Here is a 20,942-nt window from a genome sequence, read left to right on the forward strand (position 1 = left end):
CGATCCGCCTGCATATCAGCAGGTCCGAATCGACAAACTTGTTAGGCCTAAAGGCCGAGGTCGCCCAACGTGTAGGCAGCGCGATACGGGAGTCCCACGTCCCGAACCGCCTCACCCGCACCTCGATCAACGATAACCGCTACACCCACAACCTCGGCTCCGGCCTGTTTCAGCGCCTCGACCGCGGTCAGCACGCTGCTGCCCGTCGTCGAGGTGTCCTCAACCGCCACCACCCGGCGGCCAGCTACATCGGGACCTTCGATCCGGCGCTGCAACCCGTGCGTCTTCTCCGCCTTGCGCACCACGAACGCGTCGAGCTGCCGACCCCTCGCCGCGGCCGCGTGCAGCATCGCGGCGGCCACCGGATCCGCACCCAGCGTCAGCCCGCCGACGGCGTCGAAATCCCAGTCGGCGGTGAGGTCGAGCATCACCCGACCCACGAGCGGGGCGGCCTCGTGGTGCAAGGTCACTCGGCGTAGATCGACATACCAGTCGGCCTCGCGACCTGAGGACAGCACGACACGGCCCCGGACGATGGCCAGTGCAGTGATGGATTTACGCAGGTCGTCATGGTCCCCCATGGCGCACAAGGGTACTTGCCGTATGCCCGGTTCGTACCGTCGACCCGGTCACATCACCGATTACTGTTCGTCGCGACCGGTGCGTCCCCGCGTGTCGCGCGCGACAGTCTGAAGCAAACCGCGCGGCAGATGGCGCATCCCGAAGACCGTCACCTTGTATTTCCAGTCGGGCACGCTGACGACCTTGCCGCGGCGCAGGTCACGCAGGCCGTCCGCCACGACGCGGTCGACCTGGAGCCACATCCACTCTGGAGTCTTGGACATGTCGATGCCGGCCCGCTCGTGAAACTCGGTGTGCGTGTAACCAGGGCAAAGTGCCATCACACGAACGCCGTGCCGGCGCACCGAATGGGCGACGGATTCACTGAAGTTGGTGACCCACGCCTTGCTCGCCGAGTAGGTGGAGCCGGGCATCACGGCGGCGAAGCCGGCGACCGAGGAGACATTTATCACGTCACCCCGGCCCCGCTCGATCATGCTCGGAAGAGCAGCGAGGGCGAGGCGCATGACCGCGTGCACGTTGACCCGCAGCAGCCGCGTCTCGGCCTCCACCGTTGACTTCACGAACGACTTGTTGAGGCTGAGCCCGGCGTTGTTGACCAGCATCTCGACGCCCTCGGCGAGCCGCTTCTCCACCACAGCGCAGCCGTCGTCAGTGGACAGATCGGCCGGGAGTGGGGTGACCGTGACGTCGTGCCGGCTCGACAGCTCGCCGGCCAGGCTGGCCAGCCGCTGCTCGTCGCGGGCCACTAGCACCAGGTCGTAGCCCTCGGTCGCGAGCCGGCGGGCGAACGCCGCCCCGAACCCGCTGCTGGCACCCGTGATCAGGGCCGTTCGGGAGGCTGCCAATCGGAGTTCCTCACCTCGGGGAGCGGGGGCGGGGTGACGGGGAGGGGCGGTGCCGTGGTCGGGGGTGTGGGCGCCACCGGCTCCACCTGGCGGCGGAAGTACGGGTGCGAGGCGGGCAGCGCCAGCAGCAGAGCTACTACAAGGTAACCCAACGCCTGGCCGGCGGAAACCACGCCGTTGAGGCCGATCCACCAACCCGGATACGCGTCGGTAAGCGCCTGCGTGAGGTCTTCGGTGCGGCTGTCCGTGGAGACGTTCCACGTGAGTGCGCTCTGGCTGACGACCGCGAGGAGGCCGCAGCAGCCGCAGAAGAGGCCGAGCCCGCTCACGATCCACGTGGCGATGCGGGCGCCGTTGCGGCCCCGGAGGTTGCCTACGCCGAGCGCGATCAGCAGGCCACCGAAGAGGACCGCGAGGACCGCGCCGGCTATCACCGTGCCCCAGGCCAGCCCGGCGAGGCCGTCGATGTCGGAGTCGCTCGCGCCGGTGGCCTGCGCCGCTTCGCGGAAGCGGTCGACCACACCCCCGATAGCGGCCAGGCCGACGACCGCGTTCACCAGGCCGGCGGCTCCCATGAAGATCATGATTGCCGCCGCGGCGGTGACGGTCGCCGGCCGTGGCCGGGTCGGCTCGATGATCGAGGCGTCGGTCATGCAGTTAGAACTACAGGACCGGCAGCTTGATCACTGACTGGGGGGTGAATTCGGGTCGTCCTTCTTGTCCTGCGCCGGCGGCTCCGCCGCGGGCGGCGCGGCCGGTGGTGCACCCTCCGACGGGGCGGGCGGAGTGCCAGGTGCCGGCGGCGCACCAGGTGCCGGCGGTGCGCCGGGAGCGGGCGCCGCCGTGGCCGGCGGATAGGCGGGGTATGCCGCACCCGGGACCGGAGGCTCCCAGGCCGGCGCCGGCTTGCGGAAGAACTCGTTCGACGCCGGGAGCGCCAGCAGGATCAGCGCCACAAGCAGCGCGAGCAGGCTGATCACCGCGATGGTGATGGAGGTCGGCGTGTACCAGCTCGGCAGCGCGTCGTCGAGCCGCCGCTGGATCTCCGCCGCGTCCGGCACGTCGTTGTCGCCGGAGTCGATGTTCATCGAGTTGCTAAACGCCGTGCCGGCGAGCGAGACGCCGGAGCAGCAGAGCGAAATGCCACCCAGCACCCAGGTGACGATCCGGGACGCGTTCTTGCCCCGGTTATTGAAGGTCGCCAGCACCACGAACGCGATGGCGAAGAGCACACCGACGACCGCCACGATGACCGAAACGACGGTCACGAACGCCTCAGCGCCCTCGGCCGACGTGCCTTCGTACGCTTCGCGGTACACGTCGGACGTCGTGCCGATCACCGACAGGCCGATGATCACCCCGATCAGCCCGAGCGCGGCGTACAGGTAGAGCATGTAGCTGGAGATGGTGACGCTCCCCGGACGCGCGGGCGCGGCCGGGCTCGTGGGATCCGCCACGACGCTCCTTCCCTAGATCACGGTCAGTACGTATGCATACCCTGCCAGTTCACCGCCGCAAACGGCGCCCCGCCGGGCGTCCTCATGCGACGGTCAACTGGCCGGTGGCGTACTGCCCCAGCGTCGTGCGATCCATGATGCAGCCATGGAAGGTCGTAAACTCCGCGGCCTCGTGGCTGAGTGAGCCCCACGCGGCACGGGCCGCCTCGGGATCGAAGGTCGCCAGCAGCGTCGCCGCGTACGCCTTGCCGGCCGGCGAGCCGTTTGCCAGCAGCCAGGCGATGTGCGGGCGGGCATCGTCGGCGCCCTCGGGCAACGTGGCCTCGACCGTGCGGTAGGCCTCGGTGACCGGCAGGATGCGCGCGGCCAGCCCCACGCCGGCGAACGCGACGACCTCCGCGCTCGCCAGCTCCCGCACCGCTGCGGCGATAGAAGCGGTCATACCCGATTCTTACCCACCGTGACCTGCGCTTATGCCGAACTTCGCGCAGCCGATACCGACAGCCCTTCCTTGGAGTCGGCCAGGTCGACCCGCACCGTGTCGCCATCGCGGATCTCACCGGCCAGCAGCGCCTTGGCGAGCCGGTCGCCGATCGCCGACTGCACCAGCCGGCGCAGCGGGCGAGCGCCGTAGATCGGGTCGTACCCGTGCTCGGCCAGCCACGTCCGCGCGGCGTCCGAGACGTCGACGGTCAGTCGCCGGTCGGCCAGCCGCTTGCCCAGGCGTTCGAGCTGGATGTCCACGATGGACGTCAGCTCCCGCCCGGTCAGCGAGTGGAAGACCACGATGTCGTCGAGCCGGTTGAGGAACTCGGGCTTGAAGTGCGAGCGCACCACCGCCAGCACCGCCTCGCGCCGCTCGTCTTCCGACAGGGTCGGGTCGGCGATCACCGACGAGCCAAGGTTGGCGGTGAGCACGAGGATCGCGTTGCGGAAGTCGACCGTGCGCCCCTGGCCGTCGGTGAGCCGGCCGTCGTCGAGCACCTGGAGCAGCACGTCGAAGACGTCCGGGTGGGCCTTCTCCACCTCGTCGAGCAGCACCACCGAGTACGGCCGGCGGCGCACCGACTCGGTCAGCTGGCCACCCTCCTCGTATCCGACGTAGCCGGGCGGGGCGCCCACGAGCCGGGCCACGGAGTGCTTCTCCCCGTACTCACTCATGTCGATGCGGACCATGGCCCGCTCGTCGTCGAAGAGGAACCCGGCGAGCGCCTTGGCCAGCTCGGTCTTGCCCACGCCGGTGGGACCGAGGAAGAGGAACGAGCCGGTGGGGCGGTCCGGGTCGGCCACGCCCGCGCGGGCCCGGCGCACGGCGTCGGAGACCGCGGCGACCGCCTCGGCCTGGCCGATCACCCGGGAGCCCAACGACTCCTCCATGCGCAGCAGCTTGGCGGTCTCGCCCTCCATCAGGCGGCCGGCCGGGATGCCGGTCCAGGAGGCCACCACCGCGGCGATGTCGTCCGCGCCGACCTCCTCCTTGAGCATCGCGCCGTCGGCCTGGAGCACGGCCAGCTCCGCCTCGGCGCGGGCCAGCTCGCCCTGTAGCTGAGGGATCCGGCCGTATCGGAGCTCGGCCGCCCGCTCCAGCTCGCTGTCGCGCTCCGCCCGGTCGGCCTCGCCGGTGAGCCGCTCCAGCTCCTCCTTCGCGGTGGAGATCTTGGTGATGTGCTCCTTCTCCAGGCGCCACCGCTCGGAGAGGGCGGTGAGCTGCTCGCGCTTGTCGGCCAGCTCTCGCCGCAGCCGCTCGAGCCGGTGGGCCGAGGCCTCGTCCGGTTCCTTGGCCAGCGCCATCTCCTCGATCTCCAGGCGGCGAACGGCCCGCTCGATCTCGTCGACCTCCACCGGCCGCGAGTCGATCTCCATGCGCAGCCGGGAGGCGGACTCGTCGACAAGGTCGATCGCCTTGTCCGGCAGGAAGCGGTCCGTGATGTACCGGTCGGAGAGCGCGGCCGCCGCGACCAGGGCGGCGTCGGTGATGCGCACGCCGTGGTGCACCTCGTAGCGCTCCTTCAGGCCGCGCAGGATGCCGATCGTGTCTTCGATCGTCGGCTCGCCCACGAACACCGGCTGGAAGCGCCGCTCCAGCGCCGGGTCCTTCTCGATGTTCTCCCGGTACTCGTCCAGCGTGGTGGCGCCGACCATGCGGAGCTCTCCACGCGCGAGCATCGGCTTGAGCATGTTGCCGGCGTCCATGGAGCCCTCGCCCTTGCCGGCGCCGACGACCGTGTGCAGCTCGTCGATGAACGTGATGACCTGGCCGTTCGAATTCTTGATCTCTTCGAGCACCGACTTGAGGCGCTCCTCGAACTGCCCTCGGTACTGCGCGCCGGCCACCATCGCGCCGAGGTCGAGCGAGATCAGCCGCTTGTCGCGCAGCGACTCGGGCACGTCGCCGGCCACGATCCGCTGGGCCAGACCCTCGACGATGGCGGTCTTGCCGACGCCGGGCTCGCCGATCAGCACGGGGTTGTTCTTGGTACGCCGGGAGAGCACCTGGATCACCCGGCGGATCTCCGAGTCGCGCCCGATGACCGGGTCGACCTTGCCGTCGCGGGCGCGCGTGGTCAGGTCGACGCCGTACTTCTCCAGCGCCTGGTAGGTCTGCTCGGGGTCGGCGGTGGTGACCCGGCGGTCGCCACCCCGCACGCTCGGAAACGCGGCCACAAGGTTGTCTTCGGTCGCGCCGGCCGCCTTGAGCGTCTCGGCCACGGCGCCACCCACCCGGGCGAGGCCGGCGAGCAGGTGCTCGGTCGAGGTGTACTCGTCGCCGAGCGGGCGGGCGATCTGCTCGGCCGCGCCGATCGCGTTGACGAACTCGCGGGACAGGCTCGGCTCGGCGACGCTCGACCCGCGCGCGCTGGGCAGCTGCTCGACGGCGCGCGCGGCGGCCCGGCGGATGTCGGCCGGGTTGGCGCCGACCGCGCGCAGCAGGCCACCCGCGGTGGACCCGCCGGTGTCGAGGAGCGACAGCAGCAGGTGCCACGGCTCGACGGTGGCGTGCCCGCGCTGGTTGGCGATGGCGACCGCGCCGGTGATCACCTCGCGGCTCTTGGTGGTCAAACGTTCGGCGTTCAAGCTGACTCCCCAGAGTTGAGCGTGGACCGCTCAACTTTAGCGCGCCATCGCACCGATGGCTCGTCAGCTCACCAACGCCAGCGCCAGAACTGGTACTGGTGGCGAACCACCAGGTCACCCATCCGCTGCCGGCCGGTGACCACGAAGTGCGCGCCGCCGCCCTGCTCGCCGATCTGGTGGCGGACCTTGAGGCTGCCGGCCATCGTGTGCACGTCGGACGCGTCGACCGAGGCGCCCGGCGGCATCACGAGCACCGTCGTGCCGGCCAGCACCTCGAGGTGGATCTCCACGATCGGATGCGTGATCAGTGCCTCGGTGAAGTCGAGCTTTACGCTGCCCGCCGAGTTGCGCACGATGATCCGCCGCGGCACGGTCCACCTGCCGGTGCGCTTGAGGTCGGACGCCATCGACTTCAGCTCGATGACCTCGCGGACCGGCGGCACCACCTGGGGCAGGTCGGCCACATACGGCTCGACCTCGCCGAATGTGCGTGCGGCCAGCACCCCGGCCACCCGCTCCTCGAACTCGGCCAGCGTGATCCGGCCCTCCCCGACGGCGGCGTTGAGATGCTGCACGACCCGCTCCCGGTCGGCATCGGACATGCGTAGCTCGCGACGCTGAGGGGATAGCTCGCTCACAGCAGAAAGGTACCGTGTTCGGGGTGCGAGTACGGGTGGAGCAGACCGCGCTGCCGGGCATCGGCGTGCGACACGACCTGGTGACCGAGTCCGGCCGGCGCGTGGGCGTCGTGACCCACCGCTCGGGGCGGCGCGACCTCGTCCTGTACGACGAAGACGACCCCGACTCGTGCCTCGCCTCGATCCCGCTCAACGACGACGAGGCGGAGGCGCTGGCCGACGTGCTCGGCGCGTCGCTCATGCTCGGCCAGCTCGCCGGGCTGCGCCAGCAGGCCGCCGGACTGCTCACCGAGCAGATCTCGATCCCGGCCGGCTCGCGCTTCGTCGGCCGGCTCCTGGGCGAGACCAAGGCCCGCACCCGCACCAGCGCCTCGATCGTGGCTGTGCTGCGCGACGGCCAGGTGATCGCCTCCCCCGGGCCGGAGTTCGTCTTCCAGGCGGGCGACGTGGTCGTGGTGGTCGGCACCCGCGAGGGTCTCGACGGCGTCGGCCGGATCCTCGCCGACGGCGATCCGGACAGCTGAGCGGATGCACGACACCACGGTTCTGCTCATCGAGCTCGGCGCCATCCTCTTCGTTCTCGGCCTCCTCGGCCGGCTCAGCCGGCGGATCGGGCTCTCGCCCATCCCGCTCTACCTGCTCGCCGGCCTCGCCTTCGGCCACGGCGGCGTGCTGCCGCTCTCGGCCAGCGAGGAGTTCATCGCGGTCGGCGCCGAGATCGGCGTGATCCTGCTGCTGGTGATGCTCGGCCTGGAGTACACCGCGCGCGAGCTGATCGGCAACCTGCGTACCAACGCCCGCGCCGGCATGCTGGACGGGCTACTCAACGCGCTGCCCGGCCTGGCGTTCGGCCTGCTGCTGGGCTGGGGGTGGGTGGCCGCGCTGGTGCTGGCCGGCATCACCTGGGTCTCCTCGTCCGGCGTGATCGCCAAGGTGCTCGCCGACCTGGGCCGGCTGGGTAACCGGGAGACCCCGGTCATGCTCTCGATCCTGGTGATCGAAGACCTGGCGATGGCGCTCTACCTGCCCCTGCTCACGGCCGTGCTGGCCGGCACCGGCTTCATCGGCGGGGCCAAGGCCCTGTCGATCGCGGTCGGCACGGTCATCGTCGTGCTGCTGGTGGCGCTCCGGTTCGGCCACGCGATCTCCGCGTTCATCTCCGCCCGCGATCCGGAGGCCCTCCTGCTGGGGGTACTCGGCCTCACCCTTCTCGTCGCCGGCCTGGCGGCGGAGCTTCAGGTGTCCGCGGCCGTCGGCGCCTTCCTCGTCGGCATCGCGCTCTCCGGCCCGGTCGCCCACCACGCCACCGAGCTGCTCTCGCCGCTACGTGACCTCTTCGCCGCCGTGTTCTTCGTCTTCTTCGGACTGGCCACCTCGCCGGGAGACATGCCGCCGGTGTTGCTGCCCGCGCTCGGCCTCGCCGTCGTCACCATGGGCACGAAGATCATCACCGGATACGTGGCCGCGAAGCGCGTGGGCATCGCCCTGCCGGGTCGCGTCCGGGCCGGGCTGGGTCTGATGCCACGCGGCGAGTTCTCGATCGTCATCGCGGGCCTCGCGGTCGCCACGCCGGGCATCGAGCCCAAGCTCGCGCCCCTGGCCACGGCCTACGTCTTGATCACAGTGGTGAGCGGGCCGATGCTCGCCCGGCTGCCGGACTTCGCCTGGTTCAAGCGGATTATCCGGCGCAGCCGGAGCCCCATACCGCGTGCCGAGCCGTTACCGACGACGGACTGACAAGGGCCGCTTACGTAACGGGTTGGCGAATGGCGCTAACCGCCCCTTCCGTAAATAGCTCGCGACGCGTTACCGTTTCGCCGCAGAATCCTGGGGGCCGGGGCCCCGGGGCTGCGGGGGCATGCTCGCGAGGGGAGCGGCGGGTGACCTTACAGCAGTCGACATTTAGGGGCTTCGCCAACGCTGTCGATCCCACTGCGGCTGAGCTGCGCGCCTGGGCCTACCAGCCCGATTCGGTGCCGCTTCAGACGATGCCGCAAGACTGGGATCTGCTCGTGTCCGGCGACCGCCTGATCGGCACCCTTTTCGACCTCGCCATGGACCGCTCGTGCCCGGCCCGCCGCTTCGCGCTGCACTGCCTGTACATCTACGCGGCCGACGGCATCCGCACCAACTTCCGCGCCCACCCCAAGCGGCGGCTGCGCAAGCTGGTGGAGCAGGCCGAGGAGTACGGCGACGAGCTGATGGTCACCTGGGCGCACAACAGCCGCGTGCTGCTCGCCAAGCCCGACCTCTTCGACTACCACGACTGGTGCGAGGGCGGCCTCGTACGGCAGTCCCGCCGCTTGGCCTGATTTCCACCCGATCCTGACAAAAGAGACGGGCGGGGACCCCCCGTGGATCCCCGCCCGCGCGCTGTCGCCATTTCGCGCCGACAAAACTCAGCGGTTCGAGTCGTCGTCCATCTTGTCGATGTAGTCAGACGCGGCGTCCTGACCCTTGTCGACGTGACTGGCGTACTTGCCGCCGGTCATGTCGTCGACCTTGTCGCCGGCCTTCTCTACGCCCTGCTTGGCCCGGTCGCCACCGATCTTGTCGATGGCCTGGTCAGCCTTGTCCTTAAAAGAATCGGCGATCCCCATTGACCCCTCCTCAATTTTGCCTTTGGCCCGGAATGTGCCGTCCAAGCCAAAGGTCAGGTTAGTCGACGGGGACCGCCTGCGCTGCGGAAACGCTGATCAGGAGGAGCGGCGTGGCCGCCACACGACCAGCGCGTTGGAGGTGCGGGTGGTCGGGACGAGATCACCCCGGCGGGGGTACGCACCGGCCTCGTACTCGGCGAGCCGCTGGTAGGCCTCACCCAGCGCGGCCTCGAGCTCGCTCACCCGCTCCTGGAGCTCGGCGACGAGCTGCTCGAGCCCGATGATCCGCTTGATGCCGGCGAGGTTGACGCCGTCTTCCTGGCTCAGCCGCTGCACCTCGCGCAGCAGCGCCACGTCACGGGCGCTGTATCGCCGCCCGCCGCCGGTCGCTCGGCCGGGCTGCACGAGCCCCAGCCGGTCGTACTGGCGGAGGGTCTGTGGGTGCATCCCCGCCAGCCGTGCCGCGACGGAGATGATCAACACCTTCGCGTCGGAGGCGGCTTCGACGGTAATCGAGAACTCCTCTTCCACCACGGCTCACCTCCTCTGGTCAACCATATCGACGCACTCGCGCGTCCAACTGTTCCCGCGAGGCGGGTGGGATCTCCCCGGCCAGCGTCTCCAGTGCGTCGCGGGCCTTGTCGGTCAGGTCCGTCGGTACCTCGATCTCGACCGTGACCAGCAGGTCGCCGACCTTGCCGTCCCGCCGGGCCACGCCCTTGCCGCGGGCCCGGAGCGTGCGCCCGCTAGGTGTGCCCGGCGGCACCCGCAGCGTCACCGCGCCGTCCATCGTCGGCACCCGCAGGTCGGTGCCGAGCAGCGCCTCCGGGATCGTGATCGGCACGGTGAGGGTCAGGTCGTCGCCATTGCGGCCGAACAGGTCGTCACGGCGGACCTTGACCAGCACGTACAGGTCGCCGGAAGGGCCGCCCCGCTCACCCGGCTCGCCCCGGCCGCCCAGCCGGATGCGCTGGCCGTCGGCCACGCCGGCCGGGAAGCGGACGTTGATCGTGCGGGTCTTGGTCACTCCACCGGTGCCGTGGCACTCCGGGCACTTTTCGTCGACGATCGAGCCGACGCCCTGGCACTCGCGGCACGGCTCGGAGAAGCTGAACGACCCTTGGTTGCGTGTCGTCAGGCCGGAACCCATGCAGACCGGGCAGGTGCGCGGCTGGGTGCCCGGCTTGGCGCCGTTGCCGTGGCAGGTGTCGCAGACGCCCGGCGAGCGGAGCGAGAGGGGCAGCGTGATGCCGCGTACGGCGTCGCCGAAGTCGAGCACGACCTCGGCCTCGACGTCGCGCCCGCGCACCGGCCCGCGGGTGCGGGTGGCGCCGCCGCCACCACCCGAGAAGATCGTGCTGAAGAGGTCGGAGAACCCGGCACCGCCGAACCTGCGGTCACCGCCACCGCCACCCGCGCCCGGAAACCCGCCGAAGAGGTCGGACGGGTCGAACCCGCCGCCGCGCGCGTTGCGCCGGAACTGGCCCGAGCCGAACAGCGCGCGCATCTCGTCGTACTCCTTGCGCTTGCGCTCGTCGGAGAGCACGGAGTACGCCTCGGACACCGCCTTGAAGCGGTCTTCGGAGTTGGTGTTGCCGGGGTTGTGGTCGGGGTGCAGCTCGCGGGCGAGCTTGCGGTACGCCTTCTTGATGTCGTCGGAGGAGGCGGACTTGGGCACCCCCAGGACGGCGTAAAAGTCCTTCTCCAGCCAGTCCTTTGAACTCACTAGCTCCTCCGTCTTTGCTGCTGATCAGGGAGTCGGCGGGCGGGCTGCCGACGCCAACTCCCTGATCAACTGAGGGGTGTTATTCGGGGTCGGCTACCGCTACCAGTGCCGCCCGCAGGAGGCGGTCGCCCAGCAGGTAGCCGCGGCGCATGACCTCGACGCAGGTGGGTTCGGTGACCTCGGACGAGGTGCGGTGCGCGACCGCCTCGTGCCGGGTCGGGTCGAAGGGGTCGCCCTTTTCGCCGAACGCGGTCAGCCCGAACTTGCCCAGCGCCGCGACAAGCTGCTCGGCCACCGCGGCGAAGGGACCCACGAGGTCGCCGTGCTCGCGGGCCCGGTCGAGGTCGTCGAGCACCGGCAGGAGCGCGCTGATCACCAGCCCGGTGGCCTGCTCCGCCTGTACGCCCCGGTCGCGGTCGACCCGCTTGCGGTAGTTGGCGTACTCGGCGGTGACCCGCTGGAGGTCGCGCGTGCGCTCCTCCAGCTCGGAGCGCAGCGCCTCCAGCTCGGCGCCCAGCGGCGGGGCCGACTCGGCCTTTTCCTCCGGCGCGGGCTCATCCACAGTGGACGTTTCCTCGTCGGGCTCGGGTGCGGCGTGGCTGGGCTTGCGCTCCTTCTTGGCCGGGCCGTCCGGCGTGGCACTGTCCTTTGTGGCCTCGACTGGCGCCGCGTCGGTCTGGTCCGGCTCGGCGGTCTCGGCTTCCTTCGTCTTGCCGCCGGACGGATCTATCTTCCGCTTGTCACGGATGACGACCCGCTCGGCGGCCTGGCCATCGTCTCGTGCTGAGCTCACTTCTTGTCGTCCTCGTCCACAATCTCGGCGTCGACAACGTCATCCTGCTTGGCGCCACCGGCACCGGCACCGGCGGCACCAGCCGCACCCGCACCGGCGTTGGCGTCACCCGGCTCGCCCGGGGCGGCCTGCTCGGCCTGCTGGGCGTAGAGGAGTGAGCCGGCCTGCTGGGAGACCGTGGCCAGCTTTTCGTGCGCAGACTTGATCTTTTCGATGTCGCTGCCGCCCAGCGCGCTGCGCAGGTCGCCGAGCGCCTCGTTGATCTGGTCCTTGGACTCGGCCGGCAGCTTGTCGCCGCTCTCCGCGATGAACTTCTCCGTCTGCCACTGGAGCTGCTCGGCGAGGTTGCGGGTCTCCGCCTCTTCGCGGCGCCGCTTGTCGTCGTCGGCGTGCTCCTGAGCGTCGCGCATCATCCGGTCGATGTCGTCCTTCGGCAGCGCCGAGCCCCCGGTGATCGTCATCGACTGCTCCTTGCCGGTGCCCAGGTCCTTGGCGTTGACGTGGACGATGCCGTTGGCGTCGATGTCGAAGGTGACCTCGATCTGCGGCACTCCCCGCGGCGCCGGCGGCAGGCCGGTCAGCTCGAACGTGCCGAGCTTCTTGTTGTACGCCGCGATCTCGCGCTCGCCCTGGAACACCTGGATCAGCACCGAGGGCTGGTTGTCGTCAGCCGTGGTGAAGACCTCGGAGCGCTTGGTCGGGATCGTGGTGTTGCGCTCGATGAGCTTGGTGAAGATGCCGCCCTTGGTCTCGATGCCCAGGCTCAGCGGCGTCACGTCGAGCAGCAGGACGTCCTTGACCTCGCCCTTGAGCACGCCGGCCTGGAGCGCGGCACCGACGGCCACGACCTCGTCCGGGTTGACGCCCTTGTTGGCCTCCCGGCCGGTGAGCTGCTTGACCAGGTCTGAGACCGCCGGCATACGGGTCGAGCCGCCGACCAGGATCACGTGGTCGACGTCGGCCAGCTTGACACCGGCGTCCTTGATCGCCTGCTCGAACGGGCCCTTGCAGCGGTCGAGCAGATCCTGCGTCATCCGCTGGAACTCGGCCCGGGTCAGCGTCACGTCGAGGTGCAGCGGCGCGGACGGGCTGCCGTCGGAACCGGCCGGGCCGGCCGTGATGTACGGCAGGTTGATGCTCGTCGTGGTGGCCGCGGACAGCTCGATCTTGGCCTTCTCGGCGGCCTCCTTGAGCCGCTGCATGGCCATCTTGTCCTGCGACAGGTCGACGCCGTGCTGGCCGCGGAACGTCTTGACCAGGTGGTCGATGATCCGCTCGTCCCAGTCGTCGCCACCGAGGTGGTTGTCACCGCTGGTGGACTTCACCTCGATGACGCCCTCGCCGAGCTCGAGCAGCGACACGTCGAACGTGCCACCGCCGAGGTCGAAGACCAGGACGGTCTGCTCCTTGGTGCCCTTGTCCAGCCCGTACGCCAGCGCGGCCGCGGTCGGCTCGTTGACGATCCGGAGGACGTTGAAGCCCGCGATCTCGCCGGCCTCCTTGGTGGCGGTGCGCTGCGCGTCGTTGAAGTACGCCGGCACCGTGATCACCGCGTCGGTGATCCGCTCGCCGAGGTAGGACTCGGCGTCGCGCTTGAGCTTCATCAGCACCCGCGCGGAGATCTCCTGCGGGGTGTACTTTTTACCGTCGATGTCGATGCTCCAGTTGGAGCCCATCTCCCGCTTGACCGAACGGATGGTCCGGTCGGGGTTGGTCACCGCCTGGCGCTTGGCGACCTCACCAACGAGCACCTCACCGTTACGGGCGAACGCGACGATCGACGGCGTGGTGCGCGATCCCTCGGCGTTCGCGATGACGGTGGGCTCGCCACCCTCGAGCACGCTTACGACGGAGTTCGTAGTGCCGAGGTCGATGCCGACCGCACGTGCCATGTTCGCTTCCCTCGCTTCTGACGTGAGTCTTTGTGTCAAGTTGAGTGGACCGGACTCAATAGTGCCACGGGCTTCGTCAGCGTCAAGTCAAAGGTTGAGTCCGACACGCGCAACGTTGCCCACACGTAGATCCTGATGAATCGAGCGCGCGACCCGGGCCCTCCCGAAACGGGCAAAGGCGAGCGGAAGCGGCACGGTTCCTGTTGTCTGCGATGCGTGGATCGGGCAGTCTTTACCCGTGACGTCGCACGGTGACATGCCGGCGGGCAGATCTGGCACGCCTACCGTGACTCCCGAGGAGCCGCCGGCCAGTCCGGAGCCGGGGCCTGACCAGGGCACCGGCACCGAGTCTGACGCTGAGCGCGAGACGTCCGCAGCCGCACAGGACAAAGACCCGAAAACCACAAAAAAGAGCACAGACCCGACGGTGAACGAGGCGGAGCCACCCGCCGAGGACGAGCCGACCGCCGAGGACGAGCCGACCGCCGAGCCCCCGGCCGACGAGGAGCCCTCTAAGGAGGCGGCCGCCGAAGCAACACCGGCGGCCGAGGCGAGAGCGACCGATCCGCCCGAGTCGTCCAAAGCGCCCGACTCACCCGAGCCGCCCCCGAAGCCGGCAGCGGCTGACGCGACCGAGACCCCCGCGAAGGCGCCGGAGGGTGCCGAGGCCGAAGCGCCCGGCGAAACTGGCTCCGCCGCCGAGACCGCCGTGGTCGGCAAGACCGACGCGCCGATCGAAGCGCCCGTGGGAGCGGCCGAAGCCGCCGGGCCTGGCGTGCCCGCTCCGGCGGCTGAGATGGCCGACGCGGCGGAGATGGCCCCGGCTGAGGCCGCGGCAGAGCCGGACAGCGCCAAGGCGGACGCCACCCCGACCGAGCCCATCACCAACGAGCCTGGCGCCTCCGAGCCCGGCGCCAGCGAGCCCGGCGCCAGCGAGCCCGGCGCCAGCGAGCCCGGCGCCAGCGACGCCGTCCCGGCGGAGGTGGAGGCCGAGGCGGAGGCGGCACCCGCACCCGCGGCGGTCGCGGCCAAGACGCAGCCGACGTTCGAGCCCGCCCTGCGGGTCCAGCCGGTCGTCCCTGCCGACGACCCGGCGCCGCCCCTGCTCGCCGCGCCCGCCGACGGAGACGACGACACCGAAAACGACGACGACACTGGCGCGGAGATCGCCTCGGCGCTCCGCCGGCTGCGGTCCGCGATCGCCGGCTCGGCCTATCCGCTGGTCCTGCCGTCCGCCGAAGACGCCCGCCGGGTCAGCGCGGCCCTCCTCGGGCAGCTCGACGACTACCTGCTCCCCCGCCTGGCCCGGCTCGACGCGCCGCTGCTCGTCGTGGTCGGCGGCTCCACCGGCGCGGGCAAGTCCACATTGGTCAACAGCTTCGTGCGGGCGCCCGTCAGCCCGGCCGGCGTGCTGCGACCGACCACGCGCACGCCCGTACTCGTCTGCAATCCCGCCGATACCCAGTGGTTTCGCCGCGGCGACCTGCTGCCGGGGCTGACCCGCACGGCCGAGGCGACCGCCGACCCGCACTCGCTGCAAATCGTCGCGGCGCCCGCGCTGGCGCCCGGGCTGGCCTTTCTCGACGCGCCCGACATCGACTCCGTCGTGGACGAAAACCGGGCCCTCGCCGCGCAGCTGTTGGCTGCCGCTGACTTCTGGCTCTTCGTCACGACCGCGGCCCGGTACGCCGACGCGGTCCCGTGGGAGCTGTTGCAGACCGCGCGCTACCGGGGCACGGTGACCGCCCTGGTGCTCGACCGGGTGCCGTCCGAGGCCACCGACGAGGTCACCGCCCACCTGCTGGAGATGCTCTCCATCCACGGCCTCGACACCGCGCCGCTCTTCGTGCTCCCGGAGACCGAAGTGGACCGCCAAGGGCTGCTGCCCGAGGGGGTGACCGCTCCGCTGCGCGAGTGGTTCCAGCGGATCGCGACCGACGCGGCCACCCGCGCTGCCGTGGTGCGGCAGACGCTCGACGGCGCGCTCGCCGCGCTGGTACCCGCGGTGGAAGGGCTGGCGTCCGCGGCGGACGAGCAGGTGACCACGGCGGACGCGCTCGACGAACGGGTGCGGACCGCGTACCGGGCCAGCCGCCGCACGGTCTCCCAGGGCGTGCAGGACGGGCGGCTGCTGCGCGGCGAGGTGCTCGCCCGGTGGCAGGAGTTCGTCGGCACCGGCGAGCTGCTGCGCACCCTGGAGGCGCGGGTGGGGCGGCTGCGCGACCGGATCGTCGCGGCGTTCACCGGCCGCCCCCAGCCGGGCCGCGAGCTGAAGTCGGCGATCGAGGCCAACCTCGTCACGCTGATCCGCGGCGCGGCGGCCGACGCGGCCGACACGGCCTATACGAGCTGGCAGGCCCACCCGGCCGGCGCCGCTCTCCTTGAGCCCTCACTGGGCCGGCCCAGCCCCGACCTGGCCGAGCGGGCCGAGCGGCTGGTCCGCGACTGGCAGCGCGGCGTGCTGGAGCTGATCCGCAAGGAGGCGGGGCACAAGCGCGCGACCGCCCGGGGAGCGGCCTACGCGGTCAACGCCACCGGGCTGCTCGTCATGATCGGGGTGTTCGCCTCGACGGCGTTCATCCCCACGGGCGCGGAGGTGGCGGTGGCCGGCGGCACCACGGTCGCGGCGCAGAAGGTACTCGAAGCGATCTTTGGTGATCAGGCGATCCGCAGGCTGGCGGCGAAGGCCCGCGACGACCTGATCGCCCGCACCAACGCCCTGCTGGACGCGGAGGCCGGGCGGTACGCCGACCGCCTCATCGCGGCCGGCATCAGCGCCGACCCGGGCAAGGACCTGCGCGACGCGGCCGCCCTGGTGGAGTACATGCGGGCGAAGGCGGAGCTGACCAGCGGCACCGGCCTGACCCTCCCGGGGGTGGATAGGTGAGCCTTCTGAGTAGGTTGCGCGGCGAGGAGCGGATCGACGCCGACCGGCTCGCCGGGCGGGTGGAGGCGATCGACAGGTTCGTCCGCGTGGTCGCCGGCCACCTGCCGGAGCAGCGGCTGATCGCGGCACACACCGTTGTCGAGCGGGCCGGTGCACGCCTCGCGCTCTCCCGCGACCACACCGTCGTCGCGCTCGCCGGCGCGACCGGCAGCGGCAAGTCCAGCCTCTTCAACGCGCTCGCCCGCCTCGACCTGTCGCCCGTGGGCGTGCGGCGGCCGACGACCGGCATGGCCCACGCCTGTGTGTGGGGCAACCTACAGGGCGCCAACCGGCTGCTCGACTGGGTCGGTGTGCTGCCCCGGCACCGGTTCATCCGGGAGAGCGCGCTCGACGGCGACGACGAGGCGGCGCTGCGCGGCCTGGTGCTGCTCGACCTGCCCGACTTCGACTCGGTGGAGCGCTCGCACCGGCTGGAGGTCGACCGCCTCCTCGGCCTTGTCGACCTTGTCGTGTGGGTGGTCGACCCGCAAAAGTACGCCGACCGGGTGGTGCACACGCGCTACCTGCGGGAGTTTCGCAACCACAAGGACGTCACGGTCGTGGTGCTCAACCAGGCCGACCGGCTCCCCCAGGACGAGGTGGAGCGGGTCCTCGACGACCTGCGCAAGCTGCTCGACGCCGACGAGCTCGACGGCGTGCCGCTGCTGGCCACCACCGCACTGCACCAGCGGGCCATCACCGAGCTGCGCGGCCTGCTCGAACACACCGTCGCCGAGCGCCAGGCGTCCCTGCGGCGCCTCTCCGGCGACGTCGACACCGTGGTCGACCAGCTGTCCGATGTGGTCGGAGCGGCGGTCGCCGAGGACGAGATCGACCGCAACACCGTGCGCGGGCTGACCGACGCGCTCGCCGTTACGGCGGGCGTGCCGGCGGTGGCCGAGGCGACCGAGCGGGCATACCAGCACCGGGCCGCACGGGCCACCGGTTGGCCGATCGTGCGCGGCTGGCGGCGGCTGCGGGCCGACCCGCTGCGCCGGCTGCATCTGCCCGAGGGGCCGGTCGAGCCGGGCACCCCGATCGGCGCCACCTCGGTCCCGGATCCGGACGCCGCCCAGCGCGCCGCGGTCGGCCTCGCGGTGCGCGCGGTCGCCGACCGGGCCGCCACGCCGCTGCCCGCGCCCTGGTCCGCCGCGGTCAACACGGCCGCCCGCTCGCGCCTGCACGACGTACCCGACGCGCTCGACAAGGCGGTGGCCAGCACCAATATCCACATGGACCACAGCCCCACCTGGTGGCGGGCGGTCGGTGGGTTGCAGTGGCTTGTCACGCTCGCCGCGTTGGCCGGGCTGCTCTGGCTGGTCGTCGGGTACGCCCTGCGGGTGCTCGGCCTGCCACCGCTCGACTATCCCGAGGTCGGCGTAGTGCCGCTGCCCACCGTCATGCTGCTCGGCGGCCTGCTGTTCGGGCTCCTGCTCAGCCTGCTCGTGCGCCCGCTGATCCGGCAGGCGTCCCGGCGGGCGCGGCGGCGTGCGGAAAACCGGCTCCGCGCGGCCGTCACCGAGGTGGCCCGCGAGCACATCGTGGCGCCGGTGCGCACGGTCCTGCACTCGTACGCGGAGGCCCGGCAGGCGCTCGACTCCGCCCGCTCGTGACGGTCCCGGCCGCACTTTTTGTATTTGATCGCCGCGAGCGGGCGTAGGGTCTGGCACATGGCCACGCCAACGACTCCATACGACGCGGTGCTCCGGGCCGCGCGTGACGTGACCAAGCTGGACTGCGCGCTCGACGCCGAGATGCTCGGGACCGCCCTGCTGGGCAGCGTCTACGCCATCGCCGAAGAAGACCGCGCCGGCGCGGTGCGTGACTTCGTGAGCGCGTTTCTGGCCGCCACCTCGCGTCGCCGCACCGCAGCCGCGACCACCATCCGGGAGATCTTCGCCACGCTCGTGCCCGAGGCTCCCGGCGCCGCCACCGTCAAGCGCGGGCCGCAGGCGCCGTCGTGGGCCGACCAGCTCGGCCGGGTACGCCTGACCGGCACGTACGCGTACGGCGACGTGTGGGGCGACCAGACCTCCTACCTGGCCACCTTCGCCTACGACGACCGCGACTCGGGCGGGCCGGAGCACGCCGTGGTGGCCCTGGTCGACCACAACATCGGCATCACCAAGGACGTCTTCGTGGGTGGGCCGGCCGAGCGCATCCTCGAGCAGGTGCGCGAGATGTGCGCGGGCGACGAGCTGACCTGGTTTCGCGAGGAGGACCCCCGCCGGCTCCGCGGTGAGGTGGCCCGCCATCTGCGGATCACCGACGGCCTGACCAACCTGCCGGAGGAGGGCTCGCTCGCCACCGACCGCGCGCTGGCCGGCGCCCGGCTGGCGCTGCTGCCCGCGCCCGCGCTCGCCGCGGTGCCGGCCGAGCCCGAGCCGCTCTCGCCCGACGAACGCACGCAGTTGGTACGCCGGTTTCTCGACTCTTCGGAGGCGGCCCGTTTCGGGCTGACCCACGTCTCCGAGGCGGAGCTGCCGTCGCTGCACTTTTGCCTCAGCCTGGTCTTCGACCACACGGCGACGTTTCCCGACCCGGACCCGATGCGGTGGAGCCCGGCGGTGGCCGGCCTCTTTCTGCTCGACTGGGTGCACCGGCGGGCGGTGCTCGACATGGACGACGCCGCGATGCTGCCGCGCGTGGTGCGGGCCTGGGCCAAATACGCCAACCGTCAGCGCGGCCTGCCCGCGACGGCGGCGGAACGCACCGACGCCGCGATCGAGGAGATGGTGCCGGAGTTCGTCCGCCTCTACACGACCGGCGAGCGGCGCAGCCCTGCCACGGCGGCGGTGGCCCAGCTGATCGCGGAGGGCATCGACCCCAGCGACCCGGCGGCCCTGGACGCCTGGCTCGAGGCCAACCGCGACGACCTCAACTGACGCAGATCTCGTTGCCGTCGGGGTCGGCCATCGTGACCCAGCTCATCGGGCCGAGCGAGGCGTCCCACAGCCGGCGCGCGCCGAGCTTGGTCAGCTGCTCGACCACCTCGGCCTGCCGGTCACCGACGTGCAGGTCGAGGTGCAGCCGGTTTTTGGCGGTCTTGGGTGTCGGCTCGTCCTGGAAGAGCATCCGCCCGCCGCGGCCGGCGCCGGAGAACTCGTCGAATGGGCCCTCGGGGTCACGGATCGCCGCGTACTTGCGCCAGCGCAGCCGCCCGTCGACGGTCTCCACCTCCGCCTCGGTGGTCTGGCCCTGCTCCAGCAACGACTTGATCAGGGCGGAGTGGTCTTCCACCACGTAGCCGACCGCCTCGGCATAGAACGCCGCCAACCCGTGCGGATCGGCGGTCGAGAACGTCACCTGATAGTGAACAGTCATGGCCGGACGCTAGCGCTCGGATCCGACAGGCAGGCATCGAGATCGGGCCAGCAGGTCGGCAGTCCGGTGGGCGGCACCGAGTGGCTCGCCGACGGTGGCAGCGGCACATATGGCGCGGATGGCAGCGGCGGCCGGGGAATGAGCGGCGGCCGCGGCGACGGCGTGGGCGAGGGAGACGGCGAAGGCGAAGGCGAGGGCTTCGTCGGCTTCACCGGCCTGCTCGGCCGGGGTGGTGCGGGCGCGGGCGCCGACTCGGTGGCGCGCACCGGCCGCTTGAGCTTTCGCACCGGGCGTCGCTGGCGGGGCTCCCGCTTGGGTGCCACCGCGCGCAGCTGCTCCGCCACGCCCGCCGGCACGGGCACCTCGACCGGCACGGTGGGCGGCGGGGGCGGCGGCACGACCGCCGGCCCTTCGGAGGGCGGCGCGATGAACGGCGTGGTGCCGCTCGCGTCGACCGAATCACCCACGTTTGCCGAGCCGGTGCCGATGGCCGCGATGATCGGCAGTGACGACATGGTGGCGAGCATGACCACGATCACCGTGTACCGCCTGGTGGGACCTGCCAGGCCGCCTGCCCGGTGCACGCCGGCGACCCGCCGCACCGCGACGTGTGTGCCGCCCGTCCGCCGGTGGCGAACGAGCAGTGGCACCGGGCTGTCCCCGGACTGCGGCACGACCGAAGCTCCTTTGCGTCAAGGTCCTCACACAGAGTGGGCCAACGCGACACACAGCGCCACCGCTGGCGGGCGTGTCAATGTGCCAACTTTCCGCCTTAATCCGCCCAATCCGCTCCCAGTGGCGATCTTGGCCCACTGCTGGTGGCCTTGACCGAAGAGGGGAAATACGCCACTACCAGCCAACAGATGAAGATGGCGGCCGCCGGATCTGAGGTGGCTCTATAGAGAGCCTCCTCACCTCTGCGAATATGGACCCGACGGCACCGCCGCCGTAGTCTCCGCCCAGCCGCGGTGATCACGAGACGGTCCGCCGCCACCGCCACGCGGCAACCCACACCCGGGCTAGGCGTGGCGACCGAGCCGCGCGGTCCGGGACACCCCCGGCAGCCGCACCGACGACAGGG

General features: G+C 71.1%; 20 protein-coding genes. 6 read left to right on the top strand and 14 right to left on the bottom strand.

From position 1 onward, the window contains the following. Positions 1–47 precede the first annotated feature (47 nt). From pyrE to AC5L36_RS00810, 7 genes are all read right to left on the bottom strand, one after another. The gene (gene pyrE / locus AC5L36_RS00780; protein ID WP_441216131.1) at positions 48–581 is read right to left on the bottom strand and encodes an orotate phosphoribosyltransferase; all 534 of its coding nucleotides are present in this window, start codon (positions 579–581) and stop codon (positions 48–50) included. Between the two features lie 60 nt (positions 582–641). Beyond that, the gene (locus tag AC5L36_RS00785; protein WP_441216130.1) at positions 642–1,430 is read right to left on the bottom strand and encodes an SDR family NAD(P)-dependent oxidoreductase; all 789 of its coding nucleotides are present in this window, start codon (positions 1,428–1,430) and stop codon (positions 642–644) included. Continuing rightward, positions 1,406–2,083 (bottom strand): hypothetical protein, encoded by a 678-nt coding sequence (locus tag AC5L36_RS00790; RefSeq protein WP_441216129.1) that lies wholly within the window; start codon positions 2,081–2,083, stop codon positions 1,406–1,408. The genes AC5L36_RS00785 and AC5L36_RS00790 overlap by 25 nt, the downstream gene beginning before the upstream one ends. 30 nt (positions 2,084–2,113) lie before the next feature. After that, complete coding sequence (locus AC5L36_RS00795; RefSeq protein ID WP_441216128.1) at positions 2,114–2,887, bottom strand: hypothetical protein; 774 nt, start codon at positions 2,885–2,887, stop codon at positions 2,114–2,116. Positions 2,888–2,969: 82 nt separating this feature from the next. Next, on the bottom strand, positions 2,970–3,329 hold the full coding sequence (locus AC5L36_RS00800) for a hypothetical protein (protein ID WP_441216127.1): 360 nt from the start codon (positions 3,327–3,329) through the stop codon (positions 2,970–2,972). A gap of 29 nt (positions 3,330–3,358) precedes the next feature. Further along, on the bottom strand, positions 3,359–5,962 hold the full coding sequence (gene clpB, locus AC5L36_RS00805) for an ATP-dependent chaperone ClpB (RefSeq protein ID WP_441216126.1): 2,604 nt from the start codon (positions 5,960–5,962) through the stop codon (positions 3,359–3,361). 68 nt (positions 5,963–6,030) lie between these two features. Next, positions 6,031–6,600, bottom strand: coding sequence for a DUF1707 SHOCT-like domain-containing protein (locus AC5L36_RS00810; RefSeq protein ID WP_441216125.1), 570 nt, complete (start codon positions 6,598–6,600; stop codon positions 6,031–6,033). Positions 6,601–6,623: 23 nt separating this feature from the next. On the opposite strand from AC5L36_RS00810, the gene AC5L36_RS00815 reads away from it, so the two are divergent. The 3 genes from AC5L36_RS00815 to AC5L36_RS00825 all read left to right on the top strand — a co-directional run bounded on the left by AC5L36_RS00815 (position 6,624) and on the right by AC5L36_RS00825 (position 8,912). After that, entirely contained in the window at positions 6,624–7,124 is a 501-nt protein-coding gene (locus tag AC5L36_RS00815; protein ID WP_441216124.1) for a cation:proton antiporter regulatory subunit, read from the top strand. 4 nt (positions 7,125–7,128) lie between these two features. Next, entirely contained in the window at positions 7,129–8,337 is a 1,209-nt protein-coding gene (locus AC5L36_RS00820; protein ID WP_441216123.1) for a cation:proton antiporter, read from the top strand. A 143-nt stretch (positions 8,338–8,480) separates the two neighbouring features. Further along, entirely contained in the window at positions 8,481–8,912 is a 432-nt protein-coding gene (locus AC5L36_RS00825) for a hypothetical protein (protein ID WP_173057268.1), read from the top strand. Positions 8,913–8,999: 87 nt separating this feature from the next. On the opposite strand, the gene AC5L36_RS00830 is transcribed toward AC5L36_RS00825, so the two are convergent. The 5 genes from AC5L36_RS00830 to dnaK form a co-directional block, all read right to left on the bottom strand. Beyond that, positions 9,000–9,245 carry an antitoxin gene (locus AC5L36_RS00830; RefSeq protein WP_494907207.1) on the bottom strand — a complete coding sequence of 82 codons (246 nt, stop codon included), beginning with the start codon at positions 9,243–9,245 and terminating at the stop codon, positions 9,000–9,002. A 51-nt stretch (positions 9,246–9,296) separates the two neighbouring features. Next, a complete protein-coding gene (locus tag AC5L36_RS00835) occupies positions 9,297–9,731 on the bottom strand; it encodes a heat shock protein transcriptional repressor HspR (protein ID WP_441216331.1) in 435 nt (144 codons plus the stop codon). A 19-nt stretch (positions 9,732–9,750) separates the two neighbouring features. Next, complete coding sequence (dnaJ, locus tag AC5L36_RS00840; protein ID WP_441216121.1) at positions 9,751–10,926, bottom strand: molecular chaperone DnaJ; 1,176 nt, start codon at positions 10,924–10,926, stop codon at positions 9,751–9,753. Positions 10,927–11,005: 79 nt separating this feature from the next. Beyond that, entirely contained in the window at positions 11,006–11,719 is a 714-nt protein-coding gene (gene grpE / locus AC5L36_RS00845; protein ID WP_441216120.1) for a nucleotide exchange factor GrpE, read from the bottom strand. Next, positions 11,716–13,611, bottom strand: coding sequence for a molecular chaperone DnaK (gene dnaK / locus AC5L36_RS00850; RefSeq protein ID WP_441216119.1), 1,896 nt, complete (start codon positions 13,609–13,611; stop codon positions 11,716–11,718). Before dnaK ends, grpE begins: the two co-directional genes overlap by 4 nt. 427 nt (positions 13,612–14,038) lie before the next feature. On the opposite strand from dnaK, the gene AC5L36_RS00855 reads away from it, so the two are divergent. The 3 genes from AC5L36_RS00855 to AC5L36_RS00865 are packed head-to-tail and all read left to right on the top strand — an operon-like array spanning position 14,039 to position 19,422. After that, positions 14,039–16,498 (top strand): ABC transporter, encoded by a 2,460-nt coding sequence (locus AC5L36_RS00855; RefSeq protein ID WP_441216118.1) that lies wholly within the window; start codon positions 14,039–14,041, stop codon positions 16,496–16,498. After that, positions 16,495–18,150: a GTPase gene (locus tag AC5L36_RS00860; protein WP_441216117.1), complete on the top strand. Its 1,656-nt coding sequence runs from the start codon at positions 16,495–16,497 to the stop codon at positions 18,148–18,150. Before AC5L36_RS00855 ends, AC5L36_RS00860 begins: the two co-directional genes overlap by 4 nt. A 57-nt stretch (positions 18,151–18,207) precedes the next feature. Continuing rightward, a complete protein-coding gene (locus AC5L36_RS00865; RefSeq protein WP_441216116.1) occupies positions 18,208–19,422 on the top strand; it encodes a hypothetical protein in 1,215 nt (404 codons plus the stop codon). On the opposite strand, the gene AC5L36_RS00870 is transcribed toward AC5L36_RS00865, so the two are convergent. Both AC5L36_RS00870 and AC5L36_RS00875 read right to left on the bottom strand, forming a co-directional pair. Next, positions 19,415–19,861, bottom strand: a complete 447-nt coding sequence (locus tag AC5L36_RS00870) for a VOC family protein (protein WP_441216115.1) — start codon at positions 19,859–19,861, stop codon at positions 19,415–19,417. The two genes, AC5L36_RS00865 and AC5L36_RS00870, sit on opposite strands and share 8 nt — an antisense overlap. After that, positions 19,858–20,535 (bottom strand): hypothetical protein, encoded by a 678-nt coding sequence (locus tag AC5L36_RS00875; protein WP_441216114.1) that lies wholly within the window; start codon positions 20,533–20,535, stop codon positions 19,858–19,860. The genes AC5L36_RS00870 and AC5L36_RS00875 overlap by 4 nt, the downstream gene beginning before the upstream one ends. Between the last annotated feature and the right edge of the window lie 407 nt (positions 20,536–20,942).

Source organism: Phytohabitans sp. LZ39 (assembly GCF_059359075.1).

Coding starts and splice junctions, on each gene's coding strand:
- AC5L36_RS00865 (WP_441216116.1), top strand. CDS start 18,208: ATGGCCACGCCAACGACTCCATACGACGCGGTGCTCCGGGCCGCGCGT.
- pyrE (WP_441216131.1), bottom strand. CDS start 581: ATGGGGGACCATGACGACCTGCGTAAATCCATCACTGCACTGGCCATC.
- dnaK (WP_441216119.1), bottom strand. CDS start 13,611: ATGGCACGTGCGGTCGGCATCGACCTCGGCACTACGAACTCCGTCGTA.
- AC5L36_RS00800 (WP_441216127.1), bottom strand. CDS start 3,329: ATGACCGCTTCTATCGCCGCAGCGGTGCGGGAGCTGGCGAGCGCGGAG.
- AC5L36_RS00790 (WP_441216129.1), bottom strand. CDS start 2,083: ATGACCGACGCCTCGATCATCGAGCCGACCCGGCCACGGCCGGCGACC.
- AC5L36_RS00870 (WP_441216115.1), bottom strand. CDS start 19,861: ATGACTGTTCACTATCAGGTGACGTTCTCGACCGCCGATCCGCACGGG.
- AC5L36_RS00820 (WP_441216123.1), top strand. CDS start 7,129: ATGCACGACACCACGGTTCTGCTCATCGAGCTCGGCGCCATCCTCTTC.